General features: G+C 62.0%; 12 protein-coding genes. 8 read left to right on the plus strand and 4 right to left on the minus strand.

Annotation, left to right across the window (positions count from 1 at the left end; all coding sequences use genetic code 11):
* Positions 1-360: 360 nt before the first annotated feature.
* A complete protein-coding gene (locus tag I8N66_RS17905) occupies positions 361-1,923 on the plus strand; it encodes a peptidoglycan DD-metalloendopeptidase family protein (RefSeq protein WP_291156090.1) in 1,563 nt (520 codons plus the stop codon).
* 127 nt (positions 1,924-2,050) lie between these two features.
* Here I8N66_RS17905 and I8N66_RS17910 read toward each other — a convergent pair whose 3' ends face one another.
* Positions 2,051-2,920 carry an ATP-binding protein gene (locus tag I8N66_RS17910; protein WP_113537615.1) on the minus strand — a complete coding sequence of 290 codons (870 nt, stop codon included), beginning with the start codon at positions 2,918-2,920 and terminating at the stop codon, positions 2,051-2,053.
* A gap of 302 nt (positions 2,921-3,222) precedes the next feature.
* Here I8N66_RS17910 and yajC point away from each other — a divergent pair, with 302 nt between their 5' ends.
* From yajC to I8N66_RS17935, 5 genes are all read left to right on the plus strand, one after another.
* Positions 3,223-3,558 (plus strand): preprotein translocase subunit YajC, encoded by a 336-nt coding sequence (gene yajC, locus I8N66_RS17915; RefSeq protein ID WP_113537614.1) that lies wholly within the window; start codon positions 3,223-3,225, stop codon positions 3,556-3,558.
* Positions 3,559-3,605: 47 nt separating this feature from the next.
* Positions 3,606-6,176 (plus strand): protein translocase subunit SecDF, encoded by a 2,571-nt coding sequence (gene secDF / locus I8N66_RS17920; protein WP_291156095.1) that lies wholly within the window; start codon positions 3,606-3,608, stop codon positions 6,174-6,176.
* Position 6,177: 1 nt separating this feature from the next.
* Entirely contained in the window at positions 6,178-6,564 is a 387-nt protein-coding gene (locus I8N66_RS17925; RefSeq protein WP_291156157.1) for an Mth938-like domain-containing protein, read from the plus strand.
* A gap of 20 nt (positions 6,565-6,584) precedes the next feature.
* Entirely contained in the window at positions 6,585-7,427 is an 843-nt protein-coding gene (locus tag I8N66_RS17930; RefSeq protein ID WP_113537611.1) for a phytoene/squalene synthase family protein, read from the plus strand.
* 153 nt (positions 7,428-7,580) lie between these two features.
* A complete protein-coding gene (locus I8N66_RS17935; protein ID WP_113537610.1) occupies positions 7,581-8,048 on the plus strand; it encodes a hypothetical protein in 468 nt (155 codons plus the stop codon).
* An 84-nt stretch (positions 8,049-8,132) separates the two neighbouring features.
* Here I8N66_RS17935 and trmFO read toward each other — a convergent pair whose 3' ends face one another.
* From trmFO to I8N66_RS17950, 3 genes are all read right to left on the minus strand, one after another.
* On the minus strand, positions 8,133-9,551 hold the full coding sequence (gene trmFO / locus I8N66_RS17940) for a methylenetetrahydrofolate--tRNA-(uracil(54)-C(5))-methyltransferase (FADH(2)-oxidizing) TrmFO (RefSeq protein WP_291156101.1): 1,419 nt from the start codon (positions 9,549-9,551) through the stop codon (positions 8,133-8,135).
* A 102-nt stretch (positions 9,552-9,653) separates the two neighbouring features.
* Complete coding sequence (locus I8N66_RS37565; RefSeq protein ID WP_082616298.1) at positions 9,654-9,797, minus strand: DUF1127 domain-containing protein; 144 nt, start codon at positions 9,795-9,797, stop codon at positions 9,654-9,656.
* Between the two features lie 423 nt (positions 9,798-10,220).
* Positions 10,221-10,364: a DUF1127 domain-containing protein gene (locus I8N66_RS17950; protein WP_113537608.1), complete on the minus strand. Its 144-nt coding sequence runs from the start codon at positions 10,362-10,364 to the stop codon at positions 10,221-10,223.
* 928 nt (positions 10,365-11,292) lie between these two features.
* Here I8N66_RS17950 and I8N66_RS17955 point away from each other — a divergent pair.
* Together I8N66_RS17955 and I8N66_RS17960 are read left to right on the plus strand one after the other, a co-directional pair.
* Positions 11,293-12,402, plus strand: coding sequence for a DUF2157 domain-containing protein (locus I8N66_RS17955; RefSeq protein WP_291156105.1), 1,110 nt, complete (start codon positions 11,293-11,295; stop codon positions 12,400-12,402).
* Positions 12,399-12,983 (plus strand): GDYXXLXY domain-containing protein, encoded by a 585-nt coding sequence (locus I8N66_RS17960; protein ID WP_291156108.1) that lies wholly within the window; start codon positions 12,399-12,401, stop codon positions 12,981-12,983. Before I8N66_RS17955 ends, I8N66_RS17960 begins: the two co-directional genes overlap by 4 nt.
* The last annotated feature ends 115 nt before the right edge of the window (positions 12,984-13,098 follow it).

The raw sequence follows: 13,098 nt of genomic DNA on the forward strand, positions 1-13,098 counted from the left end.
GACCGCCCAGTCTGAAGCGCCGGCCCGGCCTGAGGGGCGTTCGATCTTCGCCTGGGACCTGACGAGCATCAGCTATGAAGATGAGCCGACGGAACGGCGTTCCGTTTCTGAAATCGAGCGCCTCTATTCTGAACTGAGCTAGGATTTCGCCATCGTCGCACCCGGGGCTTCCGCACTCTCAATGCCTTGCGCGAAGCCCGCAGCAAGCCGCCAGCTCGACCGCGCTATCACATGGCGAGCCGGGTCTATGGTTAGCGTTTCGTCAAATTAGTCCTTTGGTGGTGCTGACCTTAACCGGGCGGTAACTCTAATAAGCTTTAATCATCCCACATCGAGTTGCGTTCGGAGTGGGTAAGCGTCATGCGTCAGTTTGTATCTCCCGGGGTTGGAAAGTCCACGATCCGCCTGTGCGTGGCGGTTCTGCTAGCAAGCGCCGCAACGGGCTGCAGTTCGGATGCCAGCCGATTTGACGGCCTGTTCTCCCGGTCGGACAATATTACCACAAGCGCAATTCCGCGCGATGCAACGCCGGTTCCGCGCGGCGATGTAGCCGTCGGCCAGATGGCGTCGACGTCTCCTGCGGATTCGCGCAGCGGCGCGCTCGGTCAGCCCTATCCGACTGCTGCAAGCGCGCAGGGCGGCTATGATCCGGTGAGCACCGCTTCCACTCCGGTATCCACGGCCCGTGGTGCATCGACACCGATCTCCGTTCAGCGTACGACCTTGGCTGATCCGAGCGCGACCACGCGACAGAGTCCTGAGGCGCAGCCGTTCCCTGCTGCTCGGCAGCAGGCGGCCGTAGCGACGCGCCAGACGCTTCCCGCGGCCGTCAACGAGACCGCAAGCAAGAGCGGCTGGACGACGCAGAATGCCCCGACGATCATGGTTCGCCCCGGCGATAATGTCGCAGTTCTCTCCAAGCGCTTCGGTGTTCCCGAGAAAGAAATTCTGAAGGCGAACGGGCTGCAGACTGCAGCTCAGGTTGAAACCGGTCAGCGTCTGGTCATCCCGACCTTTGGTTCCGTCGGTAGCCCGGCGAAGGCAGCAGCCACCAACTCGATCGCTGGCCTCGATGGCAACAAGCGTCAGCCTTCGCCGCTGCCGAACGACCAGCGCGACGTCGCCATCCTGCCGGGATCCGCCCAATCCCGCGAAAAGAACGCTGGCAAGACCGACGTCGTTGCCGGCAAGCCCGCGACGAACGGTGAAGGCAATGGCGGCGGCACCTATACCGTCAAGGCTGGCGACTCGCTCAATCGCATCGCCAAGACCACGGGTGTGTCTGTCGCAGCCCTCAAGCAGGCAAACGGCCTGAGCGCAGAATCGATCCGCGTCGGCCAGACGCTGCAGCTGCCGGGCGCAGGCGGGGCAGCGCTGGACCAGGTCAAGACGGCATCTGTTCCGAGCAAGAAGACCGAGCAGCCGCAGGTCGCTTCTCTCGAAAAGAACAAGCCGGCAGAATACCAGCCGCCGGCCGCCAAGCAGAGCGTCACCGATGTTGCTGCGCTCAAGACGGATGTCGATGAAGACTCGCCGAAGTCGACCGGGATCAGCAAGTACCGCTGGCCGGTACGTGGCGCGGTGGTCGCCGGTTACGGCGCCAACGTCGACGGCAACCGCAATGACGGCATCAACATCTCCGTGCCCGAGGGCACGCCGATCAAGGCGGCCGAAAACGGCGTCGTCATCTACTCGGGCAGCAGCCTGAAGGAATTGGGCAACGCTGTCCTGGTCCGCCACGACGACGGCACGGTCACGGTCTACGGCAACGCTTCCGAACTCAAGGTTCAGCGCGGCCAGAAGGTTCAGCGTGGCCAGACGCTTGCGGCTTCCGGCATGACCGGTCGCGCCAGCCAGCCGCAGGTGCACTTCGAGGTGCGCAAGAACGCCACCGCCGTAAACCCGGCGACCTTCCTCGAATAGGCCCGGGCCATTCGCCTGGTCGAGGGTCGATCGAGGAATTGCGAGAATCAAAAACCGCCTGCCGAACCCGGCAGGCGGTTTTTTGTCTGTAGGCGAGCAGGTATGGCGCGCGATCCGATCGCTGGAGTTATGCCTCCAGCCGATGGCGCATGCGTCCGGCGAGATCCTGGATGAACTGCCAGGCGACGCGGCCGGACCTTGCGCCACGGGTGGTTGCCCATTCGAGCGCTTCGGCATGCAAGGTCTCTGCGTCGACGGCAAAGCCGTAGTGCTTGGCATAGCCGTCGATCATGGCAAGGTAGTCTTCCTGGCTGCACTTGTGGAAGCCGAGCCACAGCCCGAAGCGGTCGGACAAGGAGACCTTCTCCTCGACGGCCTCGGATGGGTTGATGGCGGTCGACTGTTCGTTTTCCATCATGTGCCGCGGCAACAGGTGGCGTCGGTTCGATGTCGCATAGAGCAGCACGTTCGACGGACGCCCTTCGACGCCACCGTCGAGCACGGCCTTCAGCGACTTGTAGGACGTGTCGTCATGATCGAAGGACAGGTCGTCGCAGAAGACGATCACGGGCACCGGCGCGGTCTTGAGGATGTCCATCAGGGCGGGCAGGGTTGCGATATCCTCGCGATGCACCTCGACGAGCTTGACCGCAACGCCCGTATCGCGAGCGACCTGCGCATGTACGGATTTCACCAGCGAAGACTTGCCCATGCCACGCGCACCCCAGAGGAGCACGTTGTTGGCGGGAAAGCCCTCGGCAAAGCGCAATGTGTTGTCGAGCAGAATATCGCGGACGTGATCGACGCCGGTGATCAGCGACAGTTCGATGCGATTGGGCCTGGCGACCGGTTGCAGATGATGCGTGGCGGGAGCCCACACGAAGCATTCGGCGGCGTCCCAATCATTGCTCGCTGCGGCCGGTCCGGCCATGCGCTCGATCGCCGCGGAAAGCTTCTGCATTTCCTTGATCAGAACGTCGATCTTTGCTTCCGGCATCTGTCTGTCTCCAACAACTGAATCAATCATTTGGTCACGCCACAGCAAATATGGGGCGCCTCTAACGGCGCGCGATTGCCGCGCGATTGCGACGCTACCGTTAACAGACACCCGGTAGCACGCAGGTTTGCGCTGGAAAAGGCCGCAGAGCCTTGCACGGGGGGTTCTCCTCTTGTCCAAATTGTGTCAGAGGCACTGGAACGGGTAAGGGTGCCGCCGCTTTGCAGAGTGGCCGGGCGCCCCTATATTCCGGCCGATTTGGTGCGGAGGAACCGCCGATATTTGAACTCAAGGAGTGATCGATGTTCATTACCGAAGCTTTTGCGCAGACAGCCGGTGCCCCTTCCACTGGCGGCGCGGACATCCTTATGTCCATCCTGCCGTTCCTGCTGATTTTTGTTGTCATGTATTTCCTCATCATCCGTCCGCAGCGCGCCCAGATGAAGCGCCGCGAGGAGCTGTTGAAGAACATCCGTCGCGGTGATCAGGTGGTGACCGGCGGTGGCATCGTCGGCAAGGTCACGAAGGTCGTCGATGACAATGAACTCGAAGTCGAAATCGCTGATGGCGTTAAGATCCGCGTCGTTCGCAGCGGCGTATCTGAAGTTCGCGTCAAGGGCGAACCTGTGAAAGAATAAGGGACGCGAACAGTCACCATCCGACGAACAACTGGAGCGTTTGAGGCATGCGCAGATTCCCGCCGTTGAAACGTATCCTCGTCTGGTTGGTGGCTCTCGCCGGCATCGCCTTTGCCTTGCCGAATGTTCTGAGCCGTGATGAGGCAGCGGGTCTTCCGTCCTGGATGCCTCATCGCCAGGTAGCGCTCGGCCTTGATCTCCAGGGAGGCTCGCACTTCATGCTGCGGGCCGCACGCAGCGACATCGTCGCCGAGAGGCTCGAGGCGGTCGCCGGCGAAGTCGGCAAGTCCCTGCGCGATGCCGATATCGCCTATATCGGCCTTGCCGGCGAAGGCCAGTCGATTTCGTTCCGCGTTCGGGACCGGGCGCAACTCCCCGCCGCGCGCGACAAGCTGAAGACGCTGACGGCGCCGGTTGAAATCGGCGGGTTCGGCAGAGGCGCGGTCTCGGAAGTCGTTTTCGACAGCGCCGACGAAGATGAGCTCGTCCGGCTGCGGCTGACCGACGAAGGCATCGACTACCGGCTGTCGTTGGCCCTGGCTCAGTCTATCGACGTAGTGCGGCGTCGTGTTGCTGAAGTTGGCGTCCTGGAGCCGCTCATACAGCGCCGCGGCGAAGATCGCCTGATCGTCCAGGTCCCGGGGCTCGACGACCCGCAGCGACTGAAGGACTTGTTGAGCCAGAGCGCTCATCTGACCTTCAGATTGCTCGATACGGCCGTTCCGGTACAGCAGGCCGTCGAGGGACAGGCGCCGGTGGGCGCAGAAGTCCTCTATTCCTATGACGATCCGCCGGTGCCCTATCTCGTCCAGAAGGAGCCGCTGCTGGGTACGGCGAGTTTCCTCGCCGCGCAGCCTGAGGCAGATCCGTCCGCTGACACGGCATCGGTGGTGGTGAAGCTCGATGCGGCCTCGCAGCAGCGCGTTGCCGCCGTCACGGCGCAGCAGCCGGAGGCCAAGGTTGCGATTATCCTTGACGGTCAGGTTGCCGCGACACCGAAACTTTCCGACGCGGTCAAGGGCGACACGGCGCGCATTTCTGCTGAGCTTCCGGCCGATTCGGCTGCGGATCTCGCTGCTCTCATCAGAACCGGCCCTCTGCCGACGCAACTGACCTTCGTTGAGGAGCGGACGGTCGGCCCCGGCGTCGGTGTCGATGCGATTACCGATGGGCTCAAGGCCGGCCTCGTCGCGGCAATTGCCGTCGCTGCCTCGATGATCTTCTTCTATGGCGTTTTCGGTGTCTTTGCCGTCATTGCACTCGCTCTGAACATCGTCTTGATCCTTGCGGTGCTTTCCGTTTCGGGCGCGACGCTGACACTCCCGGGGATCGCCGGCATCATCCTGACGATCGGTGTCGCGGTCGACTCGAACGTGCTGATCTACGAGCGCCTGCGTGAGGAGGTTCGGGGGGGCGAGCCGTTGCGCCGCACGATCAACAACGCATTCTCCCGCGTCTTCAGCAGCATCTTCGACGCCAACCTGACGATGCTGATCGCCAGCGCCATCCTGTTCTATCTCGGTTCCGGTCCCGTGCGCGGTTTCGCCGTTACCCTTGCGATCGGCAGCGTCACGACGCTTTTCACCGCCTATACGGTAACCCGTCTGATCGTGAAGCGTTGGCTTCGGCAGTGGAGATCCGAACGGCTGCCGAAGGGCATCCGAACCGGTCGCTTCAGCAATCTCGACATCCGCTTCATGCGGATCCGCAATCCGGTCTTCATCCTGATGGCCGCCTTGTCGGCAGCCTCGGTGTTGCTGCTTGCGGGGATCGGGCTCAATCTGGGTGTGGATTTCAAGGGCGGTTCGATCATCGAACTGCATTCCAAGGGCGGTCCGGTCGACGTTGCCGACCTTCGCACCCGTCTCGACGAGTTGAACTTCGGCGAGGTCCAGGTGCAACAACTGGGATCGGGCGAAGACGTGCTCGTTCGCGTGCCGTCGCAAGAGGCGGGCGACAATGCCGAGCAGACCGCCGCCGGCGTCATCAGGACCGAGCTTGCCGACGAATACGAATTCCGCCGCGTCGAAGTGGTTGGCCCCGTTGTTTCGGGCGAGCTGACACGCGCCGGAACGATGGGGCTCGCAATCTCCTTCGTGGCGATCCTGCTTTATGTCTGGCTGCGTTTCGAATGGCGCTTCGCCGTCGGTGCGATCATCGCGACTGTGCACGACGTGCTGTTGACGGTCGGCTTCCTGGTACTGACCGGCATCGAGTTCAATCTCGGCAGCATTGCCGCCGTTCTCACCATCGTCGGCTACTCGCTGAACGACACGGTTGTCATCTACGACCGCATTCGCGAAAATCTAGGCCGATACAGGCGCATGCCGCTTTCGGTATTGATTGATACGTCGATCAACCAGACGCTCTCGCGGACGATCCTGACGGCTCTCACGACGATCCTGGCGCTTGCTGCGCTCTATCTCTTCGGCGGCGGCCTCATTCGTTCGTTCAGCGTCACCATGCTGTTCGGTGTCGTCGTCGGGACGATCTCCTCCATCTATATCGCCGGCCCGATCCTCATCCTCTTCAGGAAGCGGACCGACCACATTCCGGGGGACGAAATCACGTCCGGTGCGGATGCGGGTGCTGCCGGCGCGGCAAAGGGTACTGTTTGAAATGCCCAAGGGTATTGAAATCCGCGAAGCGCATTTTCCGGGGCGCGCACCGATCGATGCCTATGGCAACGGCGGCTTTCGCTTCGCGGACATGTCGCATCGTGGATCGATCCTGATGCTGCCCTCGGGCGTCTATGCGTGGGACGTCTCCGAGGGAGATCCCCTGGCGGTCGCGAAGTTCTACCGGGTTATCGATGAGGCGAAGGACATTGAAGTGCTGCTCGTCGGCACAGGCAAGGACATTCGCCCGCTGCCCGCGGATCTGAAGGCCGCGCTCCGTGCCGTCAACGTGTCCTCGGATCCGATGAGCACCGGGGCTGCGGTTCGTACCTACAATGTGATGCTGGCCGAATCGCGTGCAGTGGCCGTCGCGCTGATCGCCGTCTGATCGGGGTCCGGGGAAAAGACGTGCAAGACATTTCCGCTCAGATCCTGGCCGACCTCAGGGATACGGACCGCGACCGCTATCTCGCCTGCCTGCTTGCGCCCGCCGACAAGCAGCGATCGCTCGCAGCACTCTATGCCTTTAACGCGGAGATCGCGCGTATCCGCGATCTCGTGCATGAGCCGATCCCAGGCGAAATCCGCATGCAGTGGTGGCGCGATCTCATCGGCAACGAGGCTGCCTCCGGCGAGGGGCACCCGCTTGCTGAAGCGCTGCTGCAGTGCATTCGCGAGCACAGACTGCCGGTCGCGGTGCTGCAGAACATGATCGACGCCCGGATTTTCGATCTCTATGACGACCCCATGGAAGACCGCTCGGCACTCGAGGGCTATGCCGGCGAGACCGCCTCAGCGCTGATCCAGCTCTCGTCACTGGTGCTGGACCCGCAGAATGCCGCAAGATCGGCAGAGGCCGCCGGCCACGCCGGCGTCGCGCAGACTGTCGCGGGCCTCCTTATGCTGTTGCCGCTGCATCTCAGGCGCGGTCAGGTCTATCTACCGGCGGAACTGCTGCGTGCCACAGGGCTTGACCGCGAAACACTCGTCGCCGGCGAAGACAGCGACGGAATCGGCCGGGCGATCAGGGCCTTCGCCGGGTTCGGACGGGATCATCTGACCAAGGCACGGGCTCAGTTGCCGACGATCTCGCCGTCGAATTTCCCCGCATTTGTGCCTCTGGCTTTGGCCGAGCCCATCTTCGACCGTGCAGAGACTGTTGGTGCCGGACTCTTGAAGGCGCCGCTCCGCCCGGCACAATGGCGCCGGCAATGGTGGATGTGGCGTGCAGCTCGGCGTCGTCGCTTCTAGGGCGGCGAGGCAACTGGCCGGAGAGGACAAGCTGCCCCTGAGATCCAAGGCGCTCGCGTCGGCGCGTCCGACGCGACGACAAATTGGCACAAGCCTCGTGGCGTATAGAAGCGGTTTATCGGCGTCATGCCGAGCGAAGGGGAGCGCCCGCGGATGCTTTGGTTGTTACTCATTGCCGTCGTTGTTCTGGCCGGCGCATTCTACATGTGGATGAATGCCCGCGCCGAGCGGGATTGGGACAATCCCGATGCCGGCTCCGCGATGGTCGAATTCGGGCGCGCTTTTCCGGATGAGGCAATCCGCGCGCTGCATTCCACCGCAGATCGGAAGGCGATCTTTCTGCGGCTGCACGACGGCAAGGCGGGCTTCATCCAGTCGCATGGCACGCATTATGTCTGCCACGTGATCCAGCCCGGAAAAGTCAGGGTGAACAGCTCGGAGACCGGCCGTGGGCTGATCGTGCATTTCCCGGATTTTGCCTATCTGGACAACGCATTCGAGTTTCAGAACGCAGGCGAGGCGGCCGAGGTTTCTCTTTGGCTGCTCGGCAGCTTCAATCCGAAATCGGAATTCGCGCAGCCCGACACGGGCTCGCCACAGACGGCCCAGGCGAGCGAGTAACGGCTTAGCAGTCCGGTTAAAAGAAAACGGCCCGCTGGTGGTATCGCCAGCGGGCCGTTCGTCGTTCTGATCTCTGGTTCGCCCTCAGGCGGATTTGCCGAGCCACGCGGCGCAATCGGTGAGCGCACGCGATGCCGTTGCCTGCTTCTTCGCAGCGGCCTTCTCCTTGCCACGGAAGCGCTTGGCGCCCTCCGGCTTGGTGATCGCTCCCGGATCGAGTGGCGGGAACAGGCCGAAATTCACGTTCATCGGCTGGAACGAACGTTTCCCGGGCTCATCGTCGGAGACGATGTGACCGCCGGTGATGTGGTTGAGCAGGGCGCCGAAGGCCGTGGTCGCCGGCGGTGCAGCCAAAGTCTCGCCCTTGCGTTCGGCAGCGGCGAAGCGACCGGCAAGGAGGCCGATGCTGGCGCTTTCGACATAGCCTTCGCAGCCGGTGATTTGTCCGGCAAAGCGCAGGCCCGGCCGTGACTTCAGCGCCAGCGTGCCGTCGAGCAGCGTCGGCGAGTTGATGTAGGTGTTGCGATGCAAACCGCCGAGGCGGGCGAACTCGGCGTTCTCCAGGCCCGGGATCATCCGGAAGACTTCGGCCTGGGCGCCGTACTTCAGCTTGGTCTGGAAACCGACCATGTTGTAGAGAGTGCCAAGCGCATTGTCCTGGCGCAGCTGAACGACGGCATAGGGCTTGACCGTAGGGTTGTGGGCGTTGGTCAGGCCCATCGGCTTCATCGGTCCGTGGCGCAGTGTCTCGCGGCCGCGCTCCGCCATCACCTCGATCGGCAGGCAGCCGTCGAAATAGGGCGTGCCTTCCCATTCCTTGAAGCCCGTCTTGTCGCCGGCGATCAGCGCGTCGACAAAGGCGTTGTATTGCTCCTCGGTCATCGGGCAGTTGATGTAGTCCTTGCCGGTGCCGCCCGGACCGACCTTGTCGTAGCGGGACTGGTACCAGCAGACGTCCATGTCGATCGTCTCGGTGTAGACGATCGGTGCGATGGCATCGAAGAAGGCTAGCGCGTCGGCCCCGGTTTCCGTGCGGATCGCTTCGGCAAGGCCGGGCGCCGTCAGCGGGCCGGTCGCAATGACGGCGAGATCCCATTCGCTCGGTGGCAGGCCCGTGATTTCTTCGCGTACGACCGTGATCAGCGGATGGGCAGCGATCGCCGCGGTGACTGCGTCGGAAAATCCGTCCCGGTCGACGGCAAGCGCGCCGCCGGCCGGCACCTGGTTGGCGTCGGCCGATTTCATGATCAGCGAGCCGGCCAGGCGCATTTCCGCATGCAGCACGCCGACCGCATTGCTGGTTGCGTCATCCGAGCGGAACGAGTTGGAACAGACGAGTTCGGCGAGGCCGTCGGTCTTGTGCGCATCGGTGCCGCGCACGCCGCGCATCTCGTGCAGGATGACCGGAACTCCAGCCTGGGCGATCTGCCAAGCGGCTTCCGTTCCGGCGAGACCGCCACCGATGACATGGATGGGGGAGTGGGAAGAGGTGTCTTTGCTCATGGCCGGCTTCCTATCATGGCTCGGCCCTTCGTTCCAATCTTGAATAAACGAAAACGGCGCCCCGAAGGGCGCCGTTTTGGAAGTCAGTTCGAACCGTCGAGATTAACGGAAGGAACGAGCCGCAATGTTGCGGATGTCGTAGCGGGTGATGCCGATGTCGCTGAGAGCGTGGTTCGACAGGTTGCCGAGCTCGCTGACGGTGCGGCGGTAGTTGATCCAGCTTTTTGCGATACGAATCGGGTTCATGGTCTTTTCCTCAAAATCAGTTTGTCGCGACAGCCATCTGTCTGCGTCGTTGAGGTTCTTATACGCTTGTCTAATTAGAAGGTGGAGTGCAAAGAAAATGCAGCTGCTATGCATTTGTGCAGTGCATCGCCGCATCGATGGGCACCGCTGCAAAATTGGGCGTCAATTAATGATTGATTAAAATGCCAGCTGACTTCCGCTAACGTATTGTCTTAAAACGGAATATTTAAGCCAGAACGCTTGCATCCGGGGACGGGTTGCGCACGTCACGCGTGTAGCTCGGTCCGATGATGTTGGCCAAGCGCAAGGTGGCGTCTCGCAAGTGCGAAGGCGCCTTCGGTTTTGCCGCCAGCCGGGCAAAAGAAAACGCCCCCCGGAATGAACCGGGGGGCGTTGACCTGTTGGGTCTGTCTGCAGCCTGAATTACTTGACTGCCTGACGAGCAACGTAGGGGATGTCGCCGCGGCCGATGCCGAGGTCGCTCAACTCACGGTCGCTCATGCGGCCGAGTTCGTTGCAGGTCTGACGATACTTGCGCCAATTGTTGAAAGAACGTGCGAGGTTCATGATCCTATCCTTTCTAGGGTCGTGTGCCAGCGCTCATCTCTCTTGCTGGCCGTCATCTGATGCTCTGAAATATAATCGTTCTGAGCAGAAGTTACAGAGACAATGCTGCATCGCACCCATGCAGGGTATGCAAGCCTCTGTGCAACGGCACCCCCGCGCATGGCGTCAAAACGCATGGCACAATCGGATAGTAGTGGCTGGAGTTGTTGCCCGAAATCCAGGGCCGGAAAACAAACAACGCCCGCTGGGGGAGGAGATCCAGCGAGCGTCGCTTTGTTCTGATCGGCAACCGGGAGGAGGAGTGTCGCCGATCCAAATCGAGGGGCGCTGGGAGGAGGAGTGCGCCGCCCCGATCGATGAGTTGAAGATAGTATGGAGCTGGTCTGAGGTGTAGAGCTGATCCAGTATGGCACCTATGCGCTGTATGCATAGCATCGCGCGCATGCGGCGGTCGTGTGCATGAATATTGTGCAAATGCGCAATGGCGACGGCTGACATGCGGAAAGAGGGCTGAAAAGCAATAACGCCCGCTGGGGGAGGAGGTCCAGCGAGCGTCATTTGATGTGATTGGCAACTGGGAGGAGGAGTGTTGCCAATCTGATCGGAGGAGCGCTGGGAGGAGGAGTGCGCTCGACCGAATTCTGTCGGGCCTTTCTCAGCAAGCTGAGGCGGTTGGCCGTTTCCGCCGGCGACCGTCTGGCTTCATGCCTTCGTTCGCCTTTGATGATTTGAATATAGGAGCTTTAAATCGATTTGTGCAGTGCAATATCCGCATGGAAGATATGCGCATTGCGCAAGCCGTTCATCAGTCCCGATCGGCGCAGGGCCCCAGTCGCGAGAGAGCGATTGTGTTTCCGCGTCGATACGTGGTTAGTTGGTGATACAACCGGATCAATTCAAGCATCGGATTCCGAAGGCTGAGGGCAGGATGTACCGCGCACGTCTCGAACGAGACTTCAAGCACTGGATCGACAAGGGGCTGCTGCAGGAGAACGCGGCACGCGCCATGCTTGCCGAGTATGACGGGCGCGAGTCGACATTCCGGGCGGGGCGCGTCCTGCTCATGCTGGCGGCCCTTCTGCTATCTGCGTCGATCCTGCTGCTCGTCGCGGCGAACTGGGAAGAGTTGCCGCGCCTTGCGCGGGTCACAGGCATCGTCGCCCTGGTCTGGGGCTTCCATTTTGCTGCCGCCTGGCTGCTCCAGAGCGGGAGGACGACATTTGCCTCCGCAGCGCTGGTTCTGGGGGGGGCCGCCTTTGGCGGTGGCATCGCGCTCATCGGGCAAATGTACCATTTGTCCGGCGATGCGGCGGATGCTGCACTGCTCTGGTTCGTCGGCGCCTGCCTTTCGGCGCTCGCGTTTCGCTCCGCGGCTATGGCAACGGTCGCAGGCGGGCTCGCTTGGCTCTATTTCGGCACCATGTTGACGGAGAATGGGTTCAGCACGGTTGTTGATTGGCGCTTGTTGTCGGTGCCGGTGCTTGCCGTGATCGTCGTTCTGCTGGTCCGCTTCACGGATGCGGGCAGGGCCCGGCATCTGGCCTATCTGCTCGCCCTTTCCTGGCTCGGCTGGCTTTATCTGGACAGTCCGTCACTTGCTTTTGCGGTTGGCCTCGCGGTCCTCGGTCTTGTGGCCTTTCTCGTGGCGACGCTCCCAGGGTCGCCCGTGCGCCAGCTTGCGCTCGATGCGGGTTCGGCGCCCGCATTCTACTCCTTCGCGCTCGCCCTGCTTGGCTTCACCGGGCTTCAGTATGAGGCTGTCGGGCTGACGACGGAGGTTGCGACCGGAACAGGCGCCTTGCTGGTGGCGCTCCTGGGCATAGCACTCGCCGGTGCGCAGAACGGCGCAGTCCGTTATCTCGGCTATATCGCCTTTGCAGGCGAACTCCTCTATCTCGCATTCGAGACCCTGGGGTCGATGCTTGGCACCTCGGGCTTCTTCCTGATTTCGGGCCTTGTCGTGGCGTGCATTGCATGGCTGGTCATCCGCATCGAGGGGCATATGGCCCGCACGCGCCAGGCGGAGGCTTCGCGATGACAGGCGGTACGTCGCGTAAACGTTGGCTGAACCCGCTGCTCGCCGCACTGCTTGTTGCCGGCGCACAGACAGCGGCCCTTGGCTACATGATCGAGAGCAGGGCTTCGATTCTCAGAAACGGGCGGGACGTCCTTCTGAAGACCGTACCGGTCGATCCGCGCGACCTGCTCAGGGGCGACTACGTGATTCTGAGCTACGATATTTCCAGGTTGCAGCCGGAATTGTTCAAAGGTGCCTTGCCAACGCAATCGGGCGAGGTGGTGCTTTATGTCCGGCTGGAGAAGCAGTCTGACGGCTTCTGGGCGGCGACGGAAGCGTCGTTTCAGCCGCTGCCGCCGATCGGCGACAGCGTTGTGCTCCGTTCGCTACCGTTCTCTTACTATCCGTCGGCGTCGCTGCCCTTGACTGTGGACTACGGCATCGAGCGTTTCTACGTGCCGGAGGGCGAGGGACGCACGCTGGAGGAGGCGCGAAATGCCGAGGCGCTTTCCGTCAACATCCGCGTTGATGGCAAGGGCAGGGCGCAGATCCGTGAGATCGCGGTCAATGGAAGCCCGGTCTATGAAGAGCCCCTGTATTGAGGTTCCGTGAGGCGCTGCGATCCGTCGTCGAATTCCGCATTTTCCCTTTGATCCCGCGAAAACGAGTGATATAGAGACGCCGCGCTCGGGAAAGCCCTGAACTTTCAGCATGCCC

Origin of the sequence: Ensifer sp. SSB1 (assembly GCF_016652895.1) — a bacterium.
In the GTDB taxonomy this organism is placed as follows: Bacteria; Pseudomonadota; Alphaproteobacteria; order Rhizobiales; family Rhizobiaceae; genus Ensifer.